19 protein-coding genes are annotated in these 24438 nt (G+C 38.3%); 4 read left to right on the top strand and 15 right to left on the bottom strand.

Annotated elements, in window-relative coordinates; genetic code table 11:
* Positions 1-30: 30 nt before the first annotated feature.
* On the top strand, positions 31-1161 hold the full coding sequence (locus tag BN2425_RS23100; RefSeq protein ID WP_235714629.1) for a putative bifunctional diguanylate cyclase/phosphodiesterase: 1131 nt from the start codon (positions 31-33) through the stop codon (positions 1159-1161).
* Between the two features lie 121 nt (positions 1162-1282).
* Here BN2425_RS23100 and BN2425_RS12880 read toward each other — a convergent pair whose 3' ends face one another.
* A complete protein-coding gene (locus BN2425_RS12880) occupies positions 1283-2164 on the bottom strand; it encodes a GNAT family N-acetyltransferase (RefSeq protein ID WP_042460024.1) in 882 nt (293 codons plus the stop codon).
* A gap of 211 nt (positions 2165-2375) precedes the next feature.
* On the opposite strand from BN2425_RS12880, the gene BN2425_RS12875 reads away from it, so the two are divergent.
* From BN2425_RS12875 to BN2425_RS12865, 3 genes are all read left to right on the top strand, one after another.
* Entirely contained in the window at positions 2376-2738 is a 363-nt protein-coding gene (locus BN2425_RS12875) for a VOC family protein (protein ID WP_042460469.1), read from the top strand.
* A gap of 341 nt (positions 2739-3079) precedes the next feature.
* Complete coding sequence (locus BN2425_RS12870; RefSeq protein WP_154663503.1) at positions 3080-4486, top strand: phospholipase D-like domain-containing protein; 1407 nt, start codon at positions 3080-3082, stop codon at positions 4484-4486.
* Between the two features lie 416 nt (positions 4487-4902).
* Positions 4903-6351, top strand: a complete 1449-nt coding sequence (locus BN2425_RS12865) for a L,D-transpeptidase family protein (protein WP_042460019.1) — start codon at positions 4903-4905, stop codon at positions 6349-6351.
* A gap of 61 nt (positions 6352-6412) precedes the next feature.
* Here BN2425_RS12865 and BN2425_RS12860 read toward each other — a convergent pair whose 3' ends face one another.
* The 14 genes from BN2425_RS12860 to BN2425_RS12795 all read right to left on the bottom strand — a co-directional run bounded on the left by BN2425_RS12860 (position 6413) and on the right by BN2425_RS12795 (position 24437).
* A complete protein-coding gene (locus BN2425_RS12860; RefSeq protein ID WP_042460016.1) occupies positions 6413-7642 on the bottom strand; it encodes an MFS transporter in 1230 nt (409 codons plus the stop codon).
* 29 nt (positions 7643-7671) lie between these two features.
* On the bottom strand, positions 7672-8622 hold the full coding sequence (locus tag BN2425_RS12855; protein WP_042460012.1) for an L-lactate dehydrogenase: 951 nt from the start codon (positions 8620-8622) through the stop codon (positions 7672-7674).
* 607 nt (positions 8623-9229) lie between these two features.
* On the bottom strand, positions 9230-10609 hold the full coding sequence (locus BN2425_RS12850) for a CorA family divalent cation transporter (protein WP_042460010.1): 1380 nt from the start codon (positions 10607-10609) through the stop codon (positions 9230-9232).
* 72 nt (positions 10610-10681) lie between these two features.
* On the bottom strand, positions 10682-11860 hold the full coding sequence (locus BN2425_RS12845) for a DnaJ domain-containing protein (protein ID WP_042460006.1): 1179 nt from the start codon (positions 11858-11860) through the stop codon (positions 10682-10684).
* A gap of 51 nt (positions 11861-11911) precedes the next feature.
* Positions 11912-13183 carry a tetratricopeptide repeat protein gene (locus BN2425_RS12840; RefSeq protein WP_042460003.1) on the bottom strand — a complete coding sequence of 424 codons (1272 nt, stop codon included), beginning with the start codon at positions 13181-13183 and terminating at the stop codon, positions 11912-11914.
* 9 nt (positions 13184-13192) lie between these two features.
* Positions 13193-14926 carry an Hsp70 family protein gene (locus BN2425_RS12835; RefSeq protein WP_042459999.1) on the bottom strand — a complete coding sequence of 578 codons (1734 nt, stop codon included), beginning with the start codon at positions 14924-14926 and terminating at the stop codon, positions 13193-13195.
* A 26-nt stretch (positions 14927-14952) separates the two neighbouring features.
* Positions 14953-15981, bottom strand: a complete 1029-nt coding sequence (locus BN2425_RS12830) for a nucleotide exchange factor GrpE (RefSeq protein ID WP_042459997.1) — start codon at positions 15979-15981, stop codon at positions 14953-14955.
* Positions 15982-16027: 46 nt separating this feature from the next.
* Entirely contained in the window at positions 16028-17203 is a 1176-nt protein-coding gene (locus BN2425_RS12825) for a J domain-containing protein (protein ID WP_042459994.1), read from the bottom strand.
* A 27-nt stretch (positions 17204-17230) separates the two neighbouring features.
* Positions 17231-17902: a vWA domain-containing protein gene (locus tag BN2425_RS12820; protein WP_042459992.1), complete on the bottom strand. Its 672-nt coding sequence runs from the start codon at positions 17900-17902 to the stop codon at positions 17231-17233.
* Positions 17903-17919: 17 nt separating this feature from the next.
* On the bottom strand, positions 17920-19662 hold the full coding sequence (locus tag BN2425_RS12815) for a hypothetical protein (protein WP_042459989.1): 1743 nt from the start codon (positions 19660-19662) through the stop codon (positions 17920-17922).
* Between the two features lie 20 nt (positions 19663-19682).
* Positions 19683-20813 (bottom strand): hypothetical protein, encoded by a 1131-nt coding sequence (locus BN2425_RS12810; protein WP_042459986.1) that lies wholly within the window; start codon positions 20811-20813, stop codon positions 19683-19685.
* Between the two features lie 14 nt (positions 20814-20827).
* Positions 20828-21718 (bottom strand): PP2C family serine/threonine-protein phosphatase, encoded by an 891-nt coding sequence (locus tag BN2425_RS12805; protein ID WP_052352858.1) that lies wholly within the window; start codon positions 21716-21718, stop codon positions 20828-20830.
* A gap of 14 nt (positions 21719-21732) precedes the next feature.
* Positions 21733-22416, bottom strand: a complete 684-nt coding sequence (locus BN2425_RS12800) for a vWA domain-containing protein (protein WP_216628808.1) — start codon at positions 22414-22416, stop codon at positions 21733-21735.
* Positions 22417-22436: 20 nt separating this feature from the next.
* Positions 22437-24437, bottom strand: a complete 2001-nt coding sequence (locus BN2425_RS12795) for a hypothetical protein (protein ID WP_052352857.1) — start codon at positions 24435-24437, stop codon at positions 22437-22439.
* Position 24438 lies beyond the last annotated feature (1 nt).

The following is a 24438-nucleotide window of genomic DNA, read 5'->3' as shown; positions in this document are numbered from 1 at the left end:
AATTATGGCCATGATATTGGTGATTAATTATTGAAGAATGTTGCTAAAAGGCTGCTCTCCTTTGAGGATAAGATGATTAACGTTTACCATCACGGCGGCGATGAATTTATTATTATTATTCAATGCACGAATATAACCTATATAAAAGAACTAGCAGCAGCCATTATCAAAAGGATCCAAGAACCCTATTCTATTAATGGGATCGAAATTTGGATTACGACCAGTATCGGCATCAGCTTTTACCCCCATCACACGCATGATATAACCGACTTAATAAAGTTTGCAGACACAGCCATGTATTACGCAAAATTGGATGGGAAAAACACCTATAAATTTTTTAATGAAGAACTGGAATGGAAGATCGAAAGGAAATCGAGACTGGAGTCTGAATTAAGAAAAGCTTTAATAAATAAAGAACTGCACATGTTCTATCAGCCAAAATTTCAGCTGGATAGTTTTGAAATAGTGGGCATGGAAGCCCTTATTCGCTGGGAGCATCCTGAGTTAGGCCTGATTTCACCTACGGAATTTATTCCTATAGCAGAGGAAACGGGACTAATCATTGACATTGGGAAATGGGTAATCCATGAGGTATTGCGGCAAATGCGAACCTGGCAAGATCAAGGCTATCCTTGTATGAGAGTTTCCGTTAATGTTTCATCCAGGCAATTTCGTGATAAGGATTTAGTCCAAACCATTCGTTCCGGTCTGGTTATCTTTCATATTGATCCAAATCTCTTTGAAATTGAAATTACGGAGAGTGAAATCGCTGATACCGAGTTAACTATTCCCATCCTAAAGTCGTTAAAAGAAATTGGGGTCAGCATTTCCATTGATGATTTTGGAACCGGCTATTCCTCTCTTAATGTTCTAAAGGACTTGCCAATTGACACCATAAAAATCAATCAGTCATTCGTACGTGATCTGTTAGAGCATCCTAAAGAAAATCTATTAGTCATGGCCATTCTTGAAATTGGAAATATCCTAGGTTTAAAAGTTGTAGCAGAAGGGATTGAGACTGAGAAACAGCTTCAGCATCTTTTAATGTTAAATTGCCGCATTGGCCAAGGCTATTATTTTAGCAAACCGATAAAAGTGAATGAATTTGAAAGCAAATTTCCGAAAGCTACCACTTCAGAACTTAGCCTAATAAGAGCATAGGCTTGGATAAAGGAATCTCGTTGTTCGCCACATCCTGGGCCAGTTGCGTCTACGGCAATAAAAGTCCTCTCTTTGACTTATTGCCGTAGGTTTATTAACCCCTGGCTGTTTAAACTTGCTTTTATGCTTGAGAGGTAATAGGGTGTTTAATTTGCAATGGAAAGAGATCGTCTCCACCAGTTCTTACGAATAACACTTCATCCCCATTATAAATATCTCTTTTTGTCTCTATCCCTATATAATCTGGCGTATAATGAAAAACGACTTTCTTGGTATCTACGTCAGAAATCTTTGTAAGAACTTCCTCAATATGTATCTCTTTTTTTGAAATTATATCAAAAATGTCGATTTGTTCTTCTTCCTTCTTATAAATGACAATGACATCCTCTTGTTCTAAGTAATAAATATCATGGTAAAAAACGTATAAACAATAGAACATAAGGATGCCTTGAGCATTTTCTGTTCCAAAAATTTTGGAAACCGGCATTCTTTCTTTTGCAAATTGATATATAAAGTCAAGATCCTCTGTTTTTTTTCCATTGAGCTTACGAATACCTGAACTATCTGTATGACCGGGTAGGAATTCCATTGAATATTGATACTCATCGACTCGTTTAAACCCAAACTTAGGATAAAAATCTAGAACAGATGGATTCGCAAATAAGTACATGAAATCGTAGTAGTTCTGGTATTCCTCTAAAACTTTGTTCATCAAACTACCAGAGAGTCCTCTGTTTCTGTAATCATGATGGGTCATCACGGTGCCAATCTGCAATGCCCTTTTTTTCTCACCATTTATCACGAAGTCAAGCACATTGACGGAAACATTTGCAACAACCTTGCCTCCATCAATATAAGAAAATGGAATATACCGGTTACTCCAAAATCCTTTCTGATACCAATCTTCAAAATTGATGCCAAAAACCATCGCAGCTAGCTCATTGAAGCTTTTTCTAAGGTTCTCGTCATCCTTGTAGTCTTTCCTATAAGTAAATCCGTTCATTTTTTTTCCCCCTTCCCTTATCAGCATTATTGCTTTTCCTTTTCTATCTATAAAAAATACCTTAGCGAATAGTGTTCGTTACGGTTAGCTTCTTTCCTACTTACCTCTTGGTTCTTGCCGTAGAATCTTTCACTATGGGAACAGTCAAATATAGACTATTATATAGACGTACGATACATACTATTTCCGTCAGGAGGAATGCATAGTGAAAATGGAACATGTGGGAATTATGGTTAAGGACATGGACGAGTCTTTAGCCTTCTATCAAAACATCCTCGGTTTACAATTAAGAAGTAGAGAATGGTTAAATGACACGGTTGAGCTTGCCTTCTTATTTTTTCCAGAGCAGCCAAGTGTAGAGGTTGAACTGCTCCTCGGCGGCCCGGTTGAAAGCGAAGGAATCGTAAACCACTTGGCCTTTACTGTTAAAAACATGGAAGCAGAACTCGAACGCCTTAAAGAAGCTGGCGTCAAATTAGTAGATGAGGAACCTCGAAGTATTTTAAATAATACCGTTAAAATCGCCTTTTTCCAAGGTCCAAATGGCGAGAAACTTGAATTGGTAGAAAGATAAGGGAACATAACCATAACATATTGAAAAATAGCGTTTCTTTCAATCGCTAAAGTGATGAAGTGAGTGGTTCGCCGCTCTCTTTTTTTATTAGAAGATACTTTATTGAAAAAACTCCCCTCTTTATTGTAATAAAAAACTTTACTTCTTAGCCCTACTTCTGATTAATTAATCCCCATTGAGTTGCACCCATTCCATTTGCTTCTTTGCTGTAAACTAACCCTACCTCTTTTTATTCCTTTCATATTTAAAAAAAGGTTGAACAAACTATTAGCAATTATTATGGTCTTACAGGTGTTAAAAAGGAGGTATATTCGATAAAAAAGGTGAAGAGAACGGTTATATTGATTCTCATTTTATATTTACTGTATATTACCATATTCGGTATTGTTATTTTCAAAGATAACCATCCGCAGGTAAGCAGCACCTTTAAGGAACAACATAAAGTGGAAAGATTCTATGGAAATGAGTTATCCCAGGATCGCGTGATTCTACTTGAAGAAAAAACATTTTCTGGGCTTGCCCGTGTTAACTTAATCGAAAATGCACAGGAGTCTATTGATATCGCCTATTATGCAATTCATAAAGGATATATTACTGATTTACTATTAGGAATGATTTTAGATGCAGCGGATCGTGGCGTAAAGGTAAGGATCCTTTTGGATGGAATTTTCCATGGTCTTCGTTTTAGTCTAAAAGATGATCAGTATGCGTTAATTAATCATCCCAATATCGAAATGAAATTTTATGAACCATTAAATCCTATTCTTCCTTGGACATGGAATAATCGACTACATGATAAATTACTTATTATCGATCATAAGTATGCCATTATCGGCGGAAGAAATATTGGAAACCGTTATTTTGTTGAAAAAGGTGAAAAATTCCCAACGAATGACCGCGATGTTCTGATTATTAATACGGACCCCAAAACGAAGGAAGGCAGTGTTCTAAAACAAATGGAAGGCTACTTTACTGAAGTCTGGAATCATCCCATTACAAAGGCTGCTTCAGAAAAGCTATCCTCACGCCAGCAAAAAAAAGCAAAAGAAGCCAATCAACAATTAAAACAGAAACTAGAGAATTTAAGAAATACGGATAAAAAATTATTTAATCATTATTATGATTGGGTAAAAATGTCCCTTCCTACCAACAAAATTACCTTTATCTTTAATCCTATACAAAGATTTAATAAAGAACCTTGGGCTTGGTATGATTTAACAAATCTCATGAAGAATTCGAAAAAGTCCTTAGTCATTCAAAGTCCGTATGTGATTCCAACGAAACCGATGCTCCCTTATATGGTTCCGTTACACGTACCTCCCGAAAAGATAACGATTTTAACGAACTCATTAGCGTCGACTGCCAATGTTATGGCTTACTCAGGACATATTAAACATATTAACGGGATGGTAAAAAAGGGTGTAAATATATTGGAATATCAGGGTTCAGACTCCATACACGCCAAAACATTTATCTTTGATGATCGATTAAGTGCGATTGGAGCATTTAATATGGATGCCAGATCTGCGTTTTTAAATACTGAGTCCATGGTCGTCATTGATAGCGTGGAATTTACCGAAAATCTCGAAAAGGAAATGAGCCAATATGTTAAAAAGAGCTTAAAGGTGGCAAAGGATGAATCGTATATAGAGGACCCCAACTTAAAACCAGGTAAAGTCAGTTGGTTTAAATCCTTCAGTATAAAAGGGCTTTCCTATATAACGGGGTTATTCCAGCATTTATTATAAGGCTTCGCTGATGATTGATGGTGGAAACGGCAAGTTCCCAACATAAAAAAGCTGACTTTCTAATGTCAGCTTTTTTTTAACGTACTGCAATCTACAAACGTTAATGTAATTATATCGAACTACCCCTGTTACTGCCTTTGCTTCCTTTGAAATTTCCGATTGACAAAGAAAAAACTTAAGAAGGAATTACCAATTTTGAAACCAATACAGGACAATTTTCGTCTAATATTGTATCTATTCGCCTATTTTTTTTAAAATTAATAGAAACTTAAGTTTCACCCTTTAAAATTTAGTAGAATAGTAGTGCGAACTTTAATAAAAAGGTAAAATGATAATTAGTTCTATTCAAAACAAAAGGTCTATGCTAAAGGCGTGGATTCGCAGGATTACGAGGTCATCGGGGGTATGGTAACAAAATGGAAACTGTAACAGCTCAATCGGTAGAGGGATTAAGTAGGAACCGAGTCAATCCATCCAAGCGGCCTGGGAAATGGTTGCTTATTACTGCCATTATCATCATTATTATTGCATTTATACTCGGGGGCATCAGCTATTACCAGGCAACTCATTTCAATTCCAATACCCAGATAAACGGCACCAAAGTCGGCGGTCTTACAGCAGAGGAGGCACTGAAAAAATTAAAAACGACTGTCTTAAAAAACACCGTCTATGTCGGAAAACAGCAAATTATCGATGGCGATGACATGAAAATGGCATTTACTGAGAAAGATTTGCCAGGTGTTAAAAAATTATTAAAAACTCAGTGGACATTTTTTCCTTCCTCAAAGGAAAAAAGTTATTCCATCATGCCAAGCAAAATGGACGAATATCGCTCCCAAACCTTGAAAAAACAAGTCGAAGAAAAGCTGGTATCCTTGAACGAGACTTTAACAGCACCCCAAGATGCCATGGCCCATTTGGAAGAAGGCAAGATTGTAGTTGCTCCCAGCATTGACGGGGAACAGTACGATGTGGAAAGCTTGTTAAAGGATTACGAAAAGCAGGAATATATCAGTGAAATTCATTTAGAACCCGTATACATACAACCTGTTAGAGAAGACAGCGAAATTGTCAAAAATGAACAGAAAAAGCTGCAGGAACTTCTTGATCAATCAGTTGAGTATAAAGTACAAGATAAAGTTTATCCGTTAAAAGGCAGTGAAGTCATTAAAACTGCTACGGTGTCAAAAGATTTAAAAGTGTCCATTAATGCAGATGACATAAAAACCAAAGTTGCTGAAATTAATAACACACAAGCCACACTAAATAAAAATTTCAGTTTCAAAACTCATTCTGGTTCTGTTATTTCGGTTAAAGGACAAGGGTATGGCTGGGCACTAGACGTGGATAAAGAGACGGAACAGCTACAAAAAGCTTTTGAAAACGGAGAAAAATCGATTGCGGCTTCAAATGTTATTGGGCACGGCTGGAAAGGCGAAGGCTACGGTTACGACACGTTAACCAACAACGGTATCGGCGATACGTATGCAGAGGTTTCCATTTCCGAACAAAAAATTTGGATTTACAAAAACGGACAATTGATGGTCACAACCAATGTTGTGACTGGTAAGCACAGCACCGGTCATGATACATCACCAGGTGTGTGGTACATTCTCTATAAGAAGTCGCCATCCATTCTGACAGGCAGGGAACTCGGAGGAAAACCAAGTTATCGAGTGGAAGTACAATATTGGGCTCCATTCACGAATGATGGCCAAGGTTTCCATGATGCCAGCTTTAGGAGCAACTGGGCAAGCAATGCCTATCTTAACGATGGATCGCATGGCTGCGTCAATACCCCGCCAAGCGTCATGAAAACCGTGTATGCAAACCTTAGTACCTATGAACCGGTAGTCATCTACTAATAGCCATAAAAAACAGGAAATCGTGATGATTTCCTGTTTTTTATTATTTCTAAAGTTTGTACTAGGCCGCTTTTTTCATCATAGTTGCGTCTTTTTGCCTCGTTTCTGGGAACGTAGCTGCTAAGAAAATATATAGGCTTGAAACAGCAATAAAGAAAATCATGGCCGGTGTGTAGCCAGCAGTGCCTAAAATATAGCTCCATATAATTGTAGCAATGGTTTGACCTGCGTAGGCCAGCGCCCAAAAAAGCCCGAACATGATGGTTAATTTTTGCGGTGTCATCCCCTTCAATTCATGGGGAAGATTCAAAAAGATGGGGTATTGAATATACATGGCAAACCCAGAAATCGCAATCAACGTATAAGATAGGAGCGGAACACTATTGGCAAAGACAAGGGCTAATGCAAACGCGCCAACCATTACAACTCCGCTTCCTATAAGAACAGGCTTACGCGGCACCCCTCTATTTCCAATCGTAATTCCTGCAAATGTCCCCAAAATACCAAAACCGGAAATTAATAAGTTGGTAACTGAGCCATTTAATAACGTATATTGGTCAAATATGGCTTTAAAGCTTACAAGCGATAATACATACAAGGTTAAAAATGATGCAAAGGCCATGCCGTAACGCCAGATAAATCCATCTTTAAGGGCATCCTTGTAACCGTATGCCTCCCCTTTTCCATTATCATTCTCTTTTGTTTCAAAGTTTTCAGCTTTCCACAGCCATCCGGCAAAAAACAAAATGGTTAAAGAAGCAAAGAATGTTAAGGTCAGACGCCAATTTACCACCATTTGCTTCGCAAAAATTGTAAATAGGACAGCCACGATGAAGGCTCCGGCATTATAGGCAACCGTGTTGGCTGCGTTCATGCGCAGCTTGGTCTTTGAATTGGTAATATAATGGGCGACAACAGGATTCATATAGACAATAACCATGGAGCCGCCTACGGCCATGACCATTCTTGCAGCTGTATAGGCCCAATAGTTGGGCAGATAGATAGCCACAAGCCCCATCATTAACAGGCCAATCGCCGTACCTGCCGCTTTTTTTGGACCCAATTTCATTAGCACAACCGCCGCTAAAATGTTGGCAAAAACGCGGGCAGTTGTGATCGAATAGTTGACTAATTGAGAAATAAGTGGATTGACCGGTCCATCAAAAAAGGTTTCTGTGATTTGCGGTGTTAAGGAAGATCCAGCCACCCAGTTCATCGCAAAGGTTACGTAAGCCATCCATAATACTGCCATCATGAAATAACCCTTTTTTGTATCTATACGTGTCTCCATTGTTCACCCTTCTTACTAGCTGTTATTTTTTAAACCAAGACTGGTTCCATTGTTTGTTTTAGGACAGAAACAGAGTGGTCAAATTGCGCTTTTTCCTTTTCATTGAGCTCAATTTCAATGACCTCGCGAATCCCGCTACGGTTAATGACAGCAGGTACCCCGATAAAGATATCATGATGCCCATACTGCCCTTCCAAATAGGATGAAACTGTTAAGATGCAGTTTTCATTATTTAGAATGGCTTTGGTAATCCGGACCAGCGACATACCGATTCCATAATAGGTGGCACCTTTTCTTTCAATGATGTGATAGGCCGCATCGCGAACATTCACGAAAATTTTGTCTAAACATTCTTTTTTTATGTCATTTTTCTTGGTAAGGACAGTTTCAAGTTTTTCGACCCCAATAGAAGTGCTGCTCCAAACCGGAAGCTCGGTGTCGCCGTGTTCTCCAATAATATAAGCATGGACATTTCTTGTATCGACATCGAAATACTGGCCAAGATTGAAGCGTAACCGGGCGGAATCTAGTACTGTACCTGAACCGATGACCCGTTCTTTTGGAAGACCAGATTCCTTCCAAGTAACATAGGTTAAAATATCAACTGGGTTTGTTGCTACCAGGAAGATTCCGTCAAAGCCACTTTCCATAATGTTGTGGACAATTTCTTTAAAAATTTTGGTGTTTTTTTCTACTAATTGAAGTCGGGTTTCCCCTGGCTTTTGGGCCAATCCTGCAGTAATAACAATAAGGTCGGCAGTTGCACAATCTTGATATGTTCCATTCCATACTTTGATTGGTGACGGAGAGAATGGCATTCCATGGTTGAGGTCCATCACTTCTCCTTCTGCTTTGGCTTCATTCACATCAATAAGGACGAGTTCTTCAGCGACTCCTTGATTGATCATTGAGTAAGCGTAACTGCAGCCCACTGCTCCTGTACCTATTAATACGACCCGATTTACTTTTCCAATATTCATGATGAATTTCTCCCTTCAATATATAAAATGGTAGATATCAATAACTCAGAGCTGCCAACAAAGTCTTTTACTATTCCCAAGTTGGCAATGTTGCTAAAACACCACGTTTGTGAAGTGTTTCACAAGATGTAATAAAACAATAAGCCACAATAAGTATGGGGTTTCTGTTCTCATCCCTTCGGGTTTTGTAAGTTAGAACCTTTTATAAGCTTAGTTTAATCCGTTCAGAAAATATGTAAAGGAATGTAAGCGCTTTGTGAAAAATTTCACAATGTATGTGAATGAAATGTGACCATTTTCAAACTATAAACCGCTTTCTCAAGGAAGGGTATTAACAACCTTAGGAATTATGCCCTTCTAAAAGGCTGTTTCTGTATACTTCGTTGTTTACCCTCCTTATATCCAACTCCTACTATTGGTCTACAATAAGGGCTATTAACGATCGGGCTGGCACTTTTTCTGAGGGTTCGGTCGTTTATATATAGGCAATATGCTTTTACTTTTCTGATAGTAGAAAAAGCAACAGTCCTTTAGAAAAGAGCCTTTAAAAAAATATCCCTCCTCCTAAATGGGAACTTTAGGTGGAGGGATATTTAATGATTTATTACTAATCTTTTTTCTTCCAATAGGTAAATAGGTAGACCAAGATGGTGGATAGTGCAAACAACCACCACTTATCATCATTTTTTGAAATAAAGGCCAGGTTCATTCCAAAGAATCCGGTTATAACTGTGATTGGCAGGAAAAACGTGGTAATCGCCGTAATTCTATTATTGAATTTTTCCGATTGCTCTCTCCTGATTTTCTCCAATTCATTTTGTTGTTTTTGCTCTTCCACTTGGGTAATGGAAGAAATGGCACTCAATTCATCATGAAGTTCCTTAAAGAGGTCATTAATCCTTAAATTTTGGCGCACCACCTCATATAATTGTGCATAATGGGTGTTATTAGATACCTGTGTATAAGAACTTCTTAACATAAAACGGATAATTTGATTCCTTAACTCACTTATCAACGAATTTTGCTGCGAATAATCCTTATTAAATGAATCTATTTCATACGATAGTTTGGAAGCTAAATAGGTAAACCTCAATAAAGCGTATTTTTGATGCAAACCTAAAATATATAAATATAAATAGGTTGTTTCAATTTGATGAAAGTAGGTTGATGTAAAAAATTGCTCTGTCTTAGGATCCTCTGTTTTGGTTACGATATTGGCCAAACCTTCTAACGAGATTCCCCAATAACTGTTATGAAACAGTGGCAAAAGTCCCTGATTGCCAATGAAATCCTCCTCTAACTTGCTAGGCTTATAAGTAGACTTGAAGCTTCTCCTTAACTGGAAAAGATAAGAAGCAAGAGAAGACTCTTCAACGCTAATTTCATCTATCTTTGCAGAAGTATAAACTAGTGCCTGACTTGGATTATTTTTTATCCCTTCAAAGAATGTCGTAACCTGGAATGGGTTTGAGAGTTCATTAATTATTGCCCCAAGATCTACAGGTTGTTTAATGATTTCATTCTTTGATATTTTCTTTTCAAACGATAGTTCATATTCAAACTGTGATAGTTTCTTGGCATAATAGTTAGTTTCAATTAATTTCTCTATAGTAATCCCATCTGGGTAACCAAGTTGAATACACCAAAATCCCACTTGAGTTTCAAATAAATACAGATCGACTGTATTCACAGAAAATTGATATTCGTTTTGTTTTGTTTTACAGGTCAGCATTAGGTCATTTTTATTTGGTAAATTATATACTGTCCTTGCTTTTTGCTTCATCCGAAAATGGCTGCCAATCGACTCGGGCGTGTCCTCACCAATTGCGACAAGCTTTTCGATATGATCAAATAATCTTTCTGTTCTTATTTGTACTCGTTCAAAAAATTCGAAATCTATCGCTGACACTGCTTGTTTATATTTCAAATTATAGGCGAACGGGACAATCAAATAGGATTTTTCATTCACTACGGTCGGATGTGTCACTTTGCTACTCTCCCTTTTATAAAAGTGTCCGTGAATAGTAAAAGGAAAAAGCTGCAATTAAGCAGCTTTCCTTTACAAACCGCAAGAGTTGATAACAATCACAAGAAGAATAATGGCAAATACTAAACACCCTAATCCCTTTACGAATGATTTAATGGCTCCAGCGAAAAAGTAATATACAAATCCAGCAATAATTCCGACAATAGGGGTGGCGATAAACGATAAGATGATTCCTAAAATAATCGATACTAACACGGAGCCGCGTTCCGCTTGAGCAACGGTTGCAGCCGTTTGTGTTTGAACTGCCATATCCGGTTGGTAAGACGAATTGCTTTGTTCAGGGTCCCCATAATAGAATCTAGATGGGTCTAATTTCGCTCTTGATTCTCGAACCCAGTTGGAATAGTCAGGGTCATGATTGATATTAATTTGATCAATGATAGTAATAATTTCCTTCACCATATAATGATCAATTTCCATGGAAGCCGCGTGATCAATCATTAAATTCAGTAATTTATTTCTTTCCTCATCATTCTTTGGCAAGGCTTTAATACGGGACACAACCTTTTGATGATAATCATCCCGCTCCATGATAACGGTTAGATAATACAACTCCGTAAGCAGTGGAAAATCATAAATGGTTTCTTGGAGTCGAAGTTTATTTTCCAACACATCAGCCGCTTTTGAATGTTGCTGTAACTGTAAGTAGCAATTCGATAACCGGAGATAGTAATTATTCTCCAAAGAATTTATTGCAATTAATTTTTCAAGATATTTAAGGGCCTTTTCATAATCCTTTATTTCCATGTAGACAAAGGCAAGTGATGAAGTATAGGCTTCGTTATCTGGGAATTCTAAAACTAACCGTTTCAGGATCCTCTCTGCTTCAGGGTATCGCTCAAGGTTTTCATAGCCGATTGCCTGGAAGTATAAAATAGCTGGGTCATTAGGATACTCCATTAAAAGCGACTCAGCTCGGTTGATAACAAGATCGTAATATTCTTTTTCTACATAATCTTCTAATTCGTTGAGCTGTTCCTGATATCGTCCATTATCTTGAATTGAATGATCATATTCCCTTCTGCTTTCCTCATTACCCAAAGTTTTGTAGGCCTTAGAAATGATTTGGAATTCTTCAGGGTGAGTTTCATTTGAATATTGTCTAATTTTTCTCGTATATGCTCTTCTTATATCGGTAGAGGATGCCGTCTGGTCAACCTCTAAAATTTCATAATAATTTCCTGAAATCAATGCAATTCCCCCGTTGTTCCCCACTCTTTATGAAAATAATAAAAAACATATTTAAGAGCCTTGTAAAATGGTATGCTCTAAGCTTGTGGCCGCACCAAACGTCCATTCCTTCGGATACTCATTTTTAATCGTTTCAATGGTTTTAAGTGCCGCGTCTTTGTCGCCTGCTCTCCATTCATTCCGTGCTTTTAGTAAAAGAAAATCGTCTTTATACGGAGATTGACGATAATGCTCTCCTTGATTGTTTTGGAATGATTGGTAGATTGGGTCTTCCAAGTTTAAGCTGTTTAAGTCATATTGGGTTAAGGCTAAGAAGTAGGCCGCGTCGTCACTAAAGTATTGATTTGCATCCAGGGACAAACTTAATTCCAACTGATCTGCAGCCTTGTTGAGATTATCGTTTTTCAAGTAACGATACCCGGTTTGAAAGGCTTCTTTCGCTTTTGTCGTTTCAATTGCTTCCAGATTAATACCTGCTTTTTGGTAAAGTTCATCTCTTCCGCTTGTTTGTTCCAGCTGTTCATTTAATTTGTCCATTTCGGATTGAAAATGTTTTTTTTCAGATTCCAAAGAATAGACCTTTGATTCAAGCTGTGATAATTCTTGTTTCGATGATGCAGTTTCCGTTTTGGGAGAAACGGCAGCTGCTGGCTTATTGCCCGCTTGATTATTGAAAACTCCACTATAAAGAATAAAGAGGCTGGCAGCTGCTACACCAACTGCGCCAGCTGCAACGGTTGGAATGATAAGTGATTTTCTCTTTTTAGGGCTCTCTTCCTCTTCCAACCCTTTTGCTTGTTCTTCTTGTTTCTCATTCCATTTTTGCATAATCGATAAAATTGATTGAGAGTTTTTAATATAATCAGGGGCAGTGTCTAGCCATTCAACTATTTGTTGTTGATCCTCGGTGAGCGATTTTATCAACAAGCATAGCTTATATATCTCTTCTGGCAAAGGAATTCCAGGGTACTGATTCCATATGGCTGATACTACTTCGTTTGCTTCTATATATTTCCTCTCTTTAGCAAACGATAGGGCCTTATTATACAGCAATTGAATTTCCTCATAATTGCCTAACAGAGATTGAACCAGCTCTTTTTTGGCCGCCAGCTGGGGAAATTCATCAGGATTAAGCCGCTCCCATCTGCGTAATCCTGATAGTGGCTTTCCAACCATTACTTCCAGTAAACCAATTGTCCAAAGTGTCTGTGAATGCAAAGGAGCAATGGAGAGGATCGTCTCTAGTAATGATTGGGCCCGATCCATCTGATTATTTCTAATTAAGGCTAAGGCTTGATTATATTTATCGGTTAATTGTTTCATCTCGAACCTCTATACTAATTCAATTAACAAGTCAGTTAGTTCTTCTTCGTACTTTTTAACAAGTTCACGATCATTTTTGCTTAGTGCGATTTTAATATTTTGAAGAAGGGAGAATAACTTCTCTTGCTCCATTCCAGTGGTTTCAGAAAGCATCCGTTCCCCTCTGGTAATAACACTTTTTACTTCATTGTATAGATCAGATTGATCCCACTCCTTCTCAATCCGATCCTTGGCCAAATTTAATTCCTCATCCGACATGACACCTGCCTGCGACTTAATGACAGTCGAAGCCTTTTTGCCAGTGCTCACAATGGTTGCTTCAACTTCTAAGATTCCATTAATATCGTAGGAAAACTTAACTTCTATCGCCTCTTCACCCTTAGGAGCAGCAGGAATGCCATCAAGAATAAAATCGCCTAGAAAAATATTTTGGTCAATATAAGGATTATCACCTTGGAAGACATTTACATTCACGCCGGTTTGATAATCATTTGCTGTATAATAAACTTTTCTTTCTGTAATCGGAATCGAACTGTTACGTGGAATGATTGGATCAAAGAAACCAGGTACGTTCTGGCCGCCAATCGATTTAACAATTTCCGTCCCTAATGTATAAGGGCATACATCGATAACCATTATTCCTTGTGACGAATCAATTTCACCGCTCTTAATACCACCCTGTATAGCAGCACCAAGTGCAACTGCTTCATCTGGGTTTAAATCCTTTTTTGCCTTCTTATTAAACTTTTGTTCTACTAGCTGTTGGATCATTGGTATCCTAGTGGAACCTCCGACCAAAAGCACTTCATCCACGTTAGAAACGGAAAGTTTCGCGTCCGTTAATGCCTTATCGACTTCATTCATTGTTTTAAGGATCATATCACGAATTAAATCTTCAAATTCTTCCCTGGTGATGGAAGTGTTGATGCTGATAGGAGCATTATTATGAATAGCGATGAATGGTAAATTAATGGATGCTGTTTTTTGGACAGAAAGATTTTTTTTGATATTCTCCGCTTCTAGTTTGATCCTTGCTCTTCTTTGGTTAATTTCATGCGCAGTCCCAATGGAATAAAGGTCAATTCCTTCTTGTTTTTTGTAATTATCAATAATCCAATCTGCTAGTGCGTTATCAAAGTCGACTCCCCCAAGATGGTTATCTCCTGCACTTGCTTTTACCTCTACGACTCCGTCAAAAATTTCAACCACTGATACGTCAAAAGTTCCTCCGCCGAGATCATAGACAAGTATGTTCATATCTTTATCAATATTCTCCATACCATAGGCAATCGCAGCAGCTGTTGGCTCGTTTATGATCCTTTCCGCCTTAAGTCCTGCTAATTCACCTGCTTTTTGGGTGGCCTTTCTCTGTGAGTCAGAGAAGTAAGCAGGAACTGTGATAACCGCCTCCGTAACTGGCTGTCCAAGAAAATCTTCGGCACATTTTTTCAAATATCTTAGAATATGGGCAGAAACTTCCTCTGGACGGTACACTTCATTCCCCGCCATTACCGTTTCCTCTGATCCCATTAATCGTTTAACCTCCATAATTGTCAAATGCGGAAGGCCCGGACTAGCCATTTTAGCTGAGTTACCAATTATGATTTCATTGTCGAGGCTGATTTGGAAAACCGAAGGAGTGGTTCTTTGACCTTCACTATTCGTAATGATTTCTGGCTTTCCGTTTTTTAAATACGCTACAGCAGAGTTCGTTGTCCCTAAGTCAATTCCAATGATGGTCATTGTTTAATCCCCCAATAAAGATATAGTTATAAAACCGTTGTAACTTTTGCTCTGCGGATTACTTTACCTGTACTTTTATCCATAAAGCCCCGCTGGTGAACTGCATATACTTGGTATAATTGGTATTCATCTGGTACATCCTGTTTAGGAACCGTTCCAATAACCTCCATAACTTCCCCATTCGTGAGTTTGCCTTCAACGGCAATTTCGGCAAGTCCATTATTTGCAAGGATGGTTAAAACTTTTTGGACGGCATTCTCGATTTCTTTTGTCCAAGTTGGATTGTTTATCTGTTTAGAAGCTTGATAGACTAAATCCAGCATATCGAATATCTCAAGTGTGACAAGCTTAAGCTTGTCCAATTGTTTGGCCGATTGAGACACTGCATCAGCCGCTAGGTCCTCTTGTGGCTGATTTGTATTTTGACTGAACTCCTCCAGTTGCGTTTGCAGTTCTTGGATGAGCTTAAAGGTAACACGGCTATTGTTCTTTAAATCCCCTTGAATTTGTGATTGCAGCTCCCTTAATGAACTTTGAATCTCTGTTAAGTGGTTAGTTTCAGGGTTGTAATAAAAACCAGCCATCGGTTCTAAGCGATCAATCTCTCGTTGAATTTCTTCTGATAAATTAATATTCAAATTATCTACACCTCCTATAATATTGTCACTAACTTTCAATATCAGTTGTTTTTCTATGTTCCGCAGTTCTTTTTTCCATTTTTCTTTAGGAAAGCTGTCGTCTGTTTCTAAATCTAACAGGGTATTTTGAAATCTATGAAAAGCATCCATGCATTCGTGATAAAAAAACAATAAATTCCATTTGATACTTTTATCGATAAATGATTGAAGGTATAACATGACAGCTTCAGCCGATGGAAAGATTGCGTCCAAAGGAACGGACTTATATACAACCGAACGTTCTTTTCTAATAAAGACTATTTTATTTTGAAATTGGTGGCCATAAGGATTAATAGAAATTTTTACACGATAAGGATAGAAGTTAAGTAATTTCTCCATTTCTCGTAATTCCCAGTCATCACTTCCGTTGTTATTCATTATTACCATCCACCCTTTCACAGGCAAATCTATAAATCGTCATGCCTTATACAAGATTTTCTTGACACTCACTCGCATAGTGTTCAAATAGCTCTTTTCTGCAATCATATAAAGCAGGATATTTGATCATAATCCTGTTAATTGATTTCAAGGTATCTTCCGGGTAGTTCTCGACATCATAAGTGAAATTTTCAAATGCTCTTTGGCTGTGCTGTTCAAACTCCTCTTCGCTAACTTCATCGCCAAATAAATACACGGTTAGGACTTGCTTAACAGAGGGAACGACCTTTTTCTCCATTTCAAGCCTGTCATATTCATCGTAAACAATCGCTCTTTCTTCCGTCTCATTAACCAGGCTATCAATATCTGGAAAATCATATTTACTTGATGCTAGAAACTGAAAAACCTTTAGGGCTAGTGAGTACTTCTTTTGTTTGTATAAATCTAAACCCACATTTAGCAGGTCTGAAAGGGCACTCTCTTTCTCATTTGGTTTCTCTTTTAAAAATTCTTGAATAAGCTGAATGGTATTGGTAAGCAAGCCTTTCTCTTTTAAAACAGCGGACAGTTGGATTCTTTTTTTCAAATAATAGTAGACGTGCATCCCCTCTTGCTTTTCATTATTAATTTCTTTGTCAAGCAAGCTCAAAGCTTTTGGGAACTCTTTTCTTTTTATATGGTGATCTACAAGCGCGAAAAGTGCCTCTATATTAGAGGGGAACAGCAAATAAATCCTTTTAAACTGCTGTAAGGCTTCCTCCTCTGGTCCGACGTCCTCTAATACCTTTGCATAGTTGAGTTGGTAGGTAAAATCATCCGGCTCTATCTGAATTAACCGTTGAAATTGCCGAATGGCCTTATCCTCCTCTCCAATATAGAAAAGGGACAGAGCATAAAAATTTCTTATATCCGATAAACCAGGTTCAATAACCAGTAACTTTTTAAAGCACTCACTGGCTTTGTAAAAATCATCATGATTATGGTAGGCATCCAGCCCCTCACTTCTCAAAGATTCCATTTCCTGTCCATAAAGGAGCTTTGAGTCATATTCCTGCCTCATTTTTGCATCCTTTAACGTATCATAAGCGTTCCGAATCCGATTAAATTCATCCGGGCAACGCTCAACAGGATATTTTCTGATTAGCCGAAAATAAGCTTTTTTAATATGTTCAAACGATGAAGATACATCCACTTCTAAAATGGCATAATAGTTCTCTTCCAAACATCTCACCTGCAGTATATGTGTTGATTATTTAGCATCCATATGGTGCCACTTATCTGGCACCCCATAGTCCACCGGCTCACCTGGAAGAGATTCAGATACTCTTTGAACGCTTTCACTTAACCATGAAAAGAAATCTTCAAATTTCATCTCATCCATGACTAACGGTGGATGATCGGGTGAGTAGCGCTTCAATACTTCTAAATCAGCATAATCCCCGACAGCAACAGGATAAATAACCAATTTATTATTTTGATAGGCATTCACTGTTTTTTTAACAGATAATTCAATATCATCTGTCGGTGCACCATCCGTAAAAAATACAAGCCATGGCTTATAGTACTCAACTCCCGTACTTTGATAGATTCCTATACGTTGGTCTATTAGGTTACAAGCGAGCGTCATCGCATCTCCTAACGGGGTTTGACCATGGGCTTGTATCGGTAAAGAAAGTTTTGGCTTTACATTTTGGAAATCCATTAATGTCGTTACCTTTTTTCCAAACGTAATAACGGCTAAGTCTGCTGTAGCTCTGGCCACATCATGCCGTAATATATCGTTAATAAAGTTTTGTAAGGCGAGCCGTAACCTTTCAATTGGCTCCCCCGACATGGATCCGCTCGTATCTAAAACAAGGCAAATCGGTAACCTTGCCGCCGGGTTTGCATATAATTCTTCACTTTGGAATTTAAAATCCATCCCGCTTCTCCTCCCGGCTAAATCGTATTTTTATAGGCTGCTAATGCATCTAAGAAAGAAACTTGTTCGTTCCATCGAAATGAATCCTTAGATTTTTCCTGCCGCTGGAAGACGTTTGGTTCTATATATGCGTGATAACACGCTTCACATATGAGATGAGAATCTATTTCTTCCAATCTTTCTTTTTCTGGTTTTGTAATGACATAAACGGATTTACATACATCACATTTAGCGTGAACATGTTTTTCAGCTAAAAGTTCAAATCCATTAGGAAAAACCTGAACGGGTAGCTCGTCTGCTTTCAGGCTATCCTTATAAAATCTTAATGCTTTTTCCCATACGGAAATGGGAAAGAACTTCGAATTTATAAATGTATCATGGAATAATTGCTGCAGGTGATACGGGAGCACTGCCCAAATTGTATGCCAAACGCTTTGTTCATACTTTGGAATATAAGGCGTCTGAAAAGGAAAGATGAATCTCCTATTCAAAATATGTTCGCCCTTTATACCTGAGCCTTGAAAGGAAAAAGGGATTTTTCCCGGCAATAAAATTTGGAACAGTGCAACCGCAACACTGTATGTATCATGCTCTATTGTCCACAATTCTGTTTTTCCCGTTTTCAACATCTCGGCAGGCGTATAATTCACGAGCGGCAGGTCGCTAGGAAAAGCCCCAACTTTAAATCCATCGGTATTGATAAATGATATTTTTTTCTCATTTTCAATGAACACATTATCCAAATTTACATTTCCTAGGACAATACCTCTTTCATGAAGATATTCTACAGCCCGAAGTAAGTTTAAACTCAGATCTACGAGACTTTTACGGTCCCAATCAGGAAACCTCTTAAGGAAAACCTGCTTGTTCTTTAGAACGTTTTGAAGGGATGTCCCTTTCGCTTCCTTCATTAAATATCCCGCAAATTCGTTTTGGCTGTTAAAAACCAAATCGACAGGCCAACAGATAGCGTTGTCCGTAACTGGCCTTTTTACCATTTCCAACAGCTTCTGCAGTACATCCTCCGTAAGCTTCCGGGGGTTAAAGATTTTACAAACAAATCCACTTTGAAGCCTATATACCTGTCCGTGGTTTCCCACCCCAAGCTTTTCTCCTATAAAAAAGGAACCATTTTTTAATGTAGTTATCTCATCCTTTTCACGTAATACATTAGTCGCCAATCGAAACTGAAAGGAGTTTGGAAGCTGAGTAACTATTTCCTCGTTTCTTTTCGGTTCTTCTTTTCGCTTGTTTTGATATTGAAATATAACAGGTGTTTGCACATTTTCTTTATCAAATTCCCATTGATAAGCACTTCCATCAGGAGCAATCCCAAACAATAAGAAATTCTTTGATTTTACGGCACCTTGTTTGGATTGATGATAAACATCCTGGGCTAATTTTCGGTCCCTGGTAAATAAACATAAATAGTGTCGGTCACTGTATTTTTGAAATACATATAAAATGGTCTGGTCAGTGAAGGGGTCATCATCATCTCCTAATACTTGAGCAAGACCTGCTTTTATATAAAGATTCATCATCTTGGAAGCAAATTTTGCCCGCCTCCTTACTTCCCGCTCCTTATCTCCCAGTTTCCTATTGATTTCTTCAATGACTCTGTGTGGTACCTTAACTGTAGCTTTTCTGACAAACAATGCTTCAGGAAGTATTTTAGTCAGAAACTCCTTCGAAGGCGGATACATCCAAATACAGGTATCAATAAAGATTTTATATTGATTAGTAATTTTTAATAAGTCCATAACTGTACCTCTAAGTTCTATTACAAATCTTCCCAAGTAGTAAATTCGCTTGTCTTTGTCTTCCTTTTTGCCTTTTGCAAGTGACTGACCTTTTCTAAATACTTAATAATCGATTCAAGAATTTTCCCCTTTAGCATAAACAGAATCCCGGCCACCAAATATATCCATAAATATTTAACCGAACCCTGAATACCGCTTAACGAAAATATGTTCCGCAATGTAATGATTTCCTCATTCGCAATGGACTGACACAATTGAATGGCATTTTTTAGCCAGAAAGCTAGAAAAAATCCCACCATAAAACGTGCGTTAATTTTAAAAAAGTTAACTAGAATTAAAATAACGAGCGGTACTATCAACATAAAGTAATAATTTTCTATTTGATAAACTTGCTTTATGAAGTAGCATAGGACGAATGTCAGAATGAAATAGGCAAATGAGCTAAACAAACTATTGTTGTTCTTTATGGAAGCATTGGTAAACCAAACAAGAAGAATATAAATAGCCGATACACTGAATTGCATGCTCAATTCTTCAAAGCTATCACTCTGGACAGCAAAGATGACAAAAGGAATTGATAACAACAGCCATGTTTGTGAAAATTTCATGGTTTTTGATATCGGTTTGTATTGAATCAGTTTTGAAAATAAAAATACAATAAGACCCGTTAAAAGCAAAAATTTATAATCCAGCGTCACGTTATAAAGGGCTTGAACGCTAAACGCATTTTCGAATAGGCCCAAAATACTGCCATTAATTTCTGATTGAGAAGTGAAATAAATAAGCAGCATCCAATATCCCAGCAGGAAGCCGCTTATAAACGTACTGGAAAAGTTAAAAAACAAGGCAGCAAAAAACAGGATAAATGGCAGCCATATGAGGGACGATGCGCCCCCCGTTTCTATATGCTGAAAAATAACCAGATAAGCGGTGAAGCCATATCCTAATGCCGCCAAAACACTGTTCTTCCTTTTCTTTGAAAAGTAATTTAGGACCGACACCGCCGCAATAATTAAATACCCTTCTCCATTGAAGGAAGATTGATAGCGAAAGTAATTGACTAAATAAGCAAGACTAAGCAGCAGGAAGATTGAATCAAGTTTTACTATCACTTTTGGATCGATAAATCGAATCTTTTTTAAAGTATCCACGACATCACCTTTCCTTAGATGTCATGACTGACGGTTTCGATTGCTTCAATTGGGTCCTCGCTTATTACTTCTTCCTCATGACTTTTCACAGGTAAATCGGACCGGATTCCCTTGAAATCATTAAGATAATCTCCCGCCGCGGTTACAAATTCTTCTGGTTCCTTTTTTACCAAACTAGCAATTGAAAGGCTGCAATCGTCATGGGTTTGTTCTTTAATGACGGAATCAAGATTAGCAGATAGTACATCTTGGATTTTCTGGTTTGGATGCTCCCTGAGCCATTCCAGCATCTTTTTGATGGCTGGTGCTAATCTTTTTTCCCGTTTATTGAATAACGATTCTGCAGAACCATCCGACATGAGTACAAATCCGGTTATATTTTCCGTTGTTCCTTTGTATAAGCGCAAATGTTCCCATGATTCCTCAGTTGTCACAAAATAGGTGGTATTGGCAAATTGTCCGTTTTCTGGGAATGAGAGGACTTTTAATTCTCCTTCCGCTTCAATACCAATTACTCCATCTCCAAGATGTCCTGCAAGAAACTGGTCTCCTTTAATGGCCGCGAATAATAATGTGGAAGCATACTGTTTTACATCTCCATCGTATCCTTCTAACGTCTCAAATTCCTTCCACAAAGTTTCTATCAATTGCTTCTTTACTTCCGTTTCATCCAAGTTAAGGTAGTAAAAATCAAATGTTTCATGGAGAAGACTTGCTGTTTTTCTTACAACCGCCTCTGCTCCAATATGAGAGGTGGGAGAAAATCCAGCACCATCAGCCAGCAGCAAAATGGTTGTCCCATCCTGCTGCATTGTTAAGGTGAAATCCTGGCATGGAGTGTTATTTTTGATATGGCTTCTACCCGCTGTTTGCGCATGCGCTATTTTCCAATGTGTAATGGTCATCTCTACCGTCCTTTTTACAGTGATCCCCAGTCCGGAATGGAAGCTACATCAAGTTTTACTTCTTCGCCTGGTGTAGATTTGGAAACCATCGAAATACTCTTACTTAACCATTCAAAAAATTCTACAAATTTCAGGCCCTTTAATCTTAATGGCTGTCTTTTCGGGGAAAACTGTTTCAGCGTGTTCATGTCAGCACTTGGCCCAATTCCAATTGGGAAAATGGTCAATTTTTTCTTATTGACCAAATCTGAGGTGCGGCTGGCAGCCCGTGCGATATCATCTGTTGGTGCACCGTCGGTCATGATCACAATCCAAGGCTGATAGTAGTCTACACCCGATTGTGAGTACATCATCTTTCTTCTCTCTAATAAATCCAAAGCAAGGTTGACAGCTTCTCCCATTGGAGTGACTCCTTCAACACCTAGATGTGGAATTGTTTGACGGTGAATACTGCCAAAATCAAATACTTGCTTTACGGTTCCACCGAAAGTCACCATTGATATCTCAGCTGATGCACTTGCAATATCATCCCGCCGGATTGAATCCATAAACAACTTAACTCCATTGTTTAATTCTTTTATTGGTTCTCCATACATGGAATAACTTGTATCTAAGACCAAGCAAATAGGGACCCTTGGCGATGGGTTTTCCTCTAACTCAATTTTTGACAGCATAAATTCTTCTTGTGAAAAAGCCACTTTGTTTCCTCCTTAAGCTACTACAATTTTTTCAATATTCTAATAAAGCTATCCAGAATGGATGATGTATGCTGAGTTTGGTTTGACCCAGACGGTTTGGTCTGTTGTTTAACAGGCCCGGACTGATTTACCGTTGTCCTGGTTGGCTTCGGCCGATTGGGCTGGGCAGTGTTTTGGGGTCGTTGGGTATGGGAATTTGTAACATTAGGACGCGGCCCCCCTGTACCTTGACTCCTATGACCAGAAACCGGACTCCTGGTTTCTTGTTGCTGTGCTTGCGGGTTGGAAAGATTCCACAATTCCGCAGCCTGCCTCTCAGCTTTCCTTCTGTTTTTGCAATCATCGCAAATAAACTTCACGCCGCGCTTTTCAATCTTGTTTTTAAAATCAATATGCACCGTTACATGCGGGTTCTGGCACTTTTTATCAGTACAAATCAGCGTAGCTTCTTTCCCTTCAGGGATCTTATGACCGATTGGGAATAAATCATCACTTAATCTCCCCCTGGTAATAAGCTGGCGGTATTCCACGAGCAGATCCCGCAATTCTTCAGGTGTTGCCCGCTTTTCGCCCGTAAATGTATCATAAAGTGCTTCTTTTAATTTGAAAGGCAAGTGACTCCAAATGTATTTCCATGGACCATCTGGGGCTGTCCCCTTTCCTTTCTCCCCACATGGATATGGAAAATCCATTTTCTTTATATTTTCTCCCGGTGAACCACCACCCAATTGAGAATATGGCGGTTTTCCCGGCAAAAGTGTCATGAATATAAGTGTATTGACAGCAAAGTATTCATCATTAAATGTCCTTAAGAAGGTTGAAAAATTCTTTCCTTGAAGATTTGGGGGTGTAAAGTTAATCGTACCAACCGGACAAGGATAATTCTCAATTTGATAACTGTCAGTATCGACAAAATAAACTTCTTTCTCATTTTTTATTAAAATATTTAGCGGGTTGATATCGCCAATAATGATGTTTCTTTCGTGAAGATAAATAATTTTTCCAAGAATACTGATAACAAGCTGAACAAGATCCTTCCTTGTCCAATGAGGGAAGTTTTTTTGTAAAACAGGTTTTTGGAACATGGCCGTTTGCATCGGCTTTCCATCTGCTTTTTCCATTATGTATCCCACAAATTCATTACGGCCATTTTTAATAATGTCCTTTGGCCAGCAAATTCCGGCTTTCTCGATTGGTACTTCAAGCATTCTTTTCAGCTTATAAAATCTTTCATGGGTGATCCGTTCTTTTTTATAAATTTTGCAAATCATCCCATTGCTGGCTAAGAAGATTTTCCCTTCACCGCCGCTTCCTAACTCTTCCTGGAGCTGAAGTGAGCCAAACCGGCTAGAATAGACGGTTTCATTGACATCAGGAACTTGGGCTACCGGCATGACGTTTTCTTTCTCCGACACCACTTTAGTGCCGAGATTAAATACTTTATCAGGATTAGGATTAAGTGACTGTTGTAAATTCCTTCTTACTGGATCAGCTGTAGAAACAACAGCAGCTGGTTTACTTCCTTCCGTTCTGACATTTGCATGAAAGAGACGTTCCTCATTCCACTGTTCAAGTTTTCCAGCATTATTGATCCGAAATGCATAAATTCTTTTCCCTTGTACCGCTCGCTGATTATTTAGGTTCAATATATCGTGCGCCAAACCTCTGTCCTGGGTGATTAGTGCCAGGTTATGTTTAACACGAAATTGTTGAAACACATATAAAAAGGTTTGGTCGGCAAACGGATCGTTACTTGTACCATAGGCACGCGCTATATTGTAACTAAAGTAGCTTCTCAGGTGATTGCCAGCCTTCTTCGCTTTGTGCCGTTTTTCTTTATCTTCACTTTTCATCAAGCGATTAACTTCTTCGACAATCCGTACCGGCACTTTAATGTGCTCCTTTGTTTCCAACAATATGGGAGGCAGTTGGTATGTCAAAAAATTCTCTGAGTTCGGGAACATCCAGGTACTAGTATCAATAAAGACTTTATAGTTCTTAACAAGTTCCGTGAGTTCCATT

The organism is Neobacillus dielmonensis (assembly GCF_000612665.1).
Lineage (GTDB): Bacteria > Bacillota > Bacilli > Bacillales > Cytobacillaceae > Neobacillus > Neobacillus dielmonensis.
Note: the sequence above shows the minus strand (reverse complement) of the source record. Positions and strands in the feature narration are given on the sequence as shown.

Bases quoted from the DNA above. Each gene is read 5' to 3' on its own strand.
- BN2425_RS12880 (WP_042460024.1), bottom strand. From the start codon at position 2,164: ATGAACGGATTTACTTATAGGAAAGACTACAAGGATGACGAGAACCTT.
- BN2425_RS12795 (WP_052352857.1), bottom strand. From the start codon at position 24,437: ATGGAACTCACGGAACTTGTTAAGAACTATAAAGTCTTTATTGATACT.
- BN2425_RS12835 (WP_042459999.1), bottom strand. From the start codon at position 14,926: ATGACCATCATTGGAATTGACTTAGGGACAACGAACTCTGCTGTAGCG.
- BN2425_RS12875 (WP_042460469.1), top strand. From the start codon at position 2,376: ATGGAACATGTGGGAATTATGGTTAAGGACATGGACGAGTCTTTAGCC.
- BN2425_RS12860 (WP_042460016.1), bottom strand. From the start codon at position 7,642: ATGGAGACACGTATAGATACAAAAAAGGGTTATTTCATGATGGCAGTA.
- BN2425_RS12830 (WP_042459997.1), bottom strand. From the start codon at position 15,981: ATGAATAACAACGGAAGTGATGACTGGGAATTACGAGAAATGGAGAAA.
- BN2425_RS12805 (WP_052352858.1), bottom strand. From the start codon at position 21,718: ATGACCATTACACATTGGAAAATAGCGCATGCGCAAACAGCGGGTAGA.
- BN2425_RS12855 (WP_042460012.1), bottom strand. From the start codon at position 8,622: ATGAATATTGGAAAAGTAAATCGGGTCGTATTAATAGGTACAGGAGCA.
- BN2425_RS12815 (WP_042459989.1), bottom strand. From the start codon at position 19,662: ATGGACTTATTAAAAATTACTAATCAATATAAAATCTTTATTGATACC.
- BN2425_RS12840 (WP_042460003.1), bottom strand. From the start codon at position 13,183: ATGAAACAATTAACCGATAAATATAATCAAGCCTTAGCCTTAATTAGA.
- BN2425_RS12865 (WP_042460019.1), top strand. From the start codon at position 4,903: ATGGAAACTGTAACAGCTCAATCGGTAGAGGGATTAAGTAGGAACCGA.
- BN2425_RS12820 (WP_042459992.1), bottom strand. From the start codon at position 17,902: ATGGATTTTAAATTCCAAAGTGAAGAATTATATGCAAACCCGGCGGCA.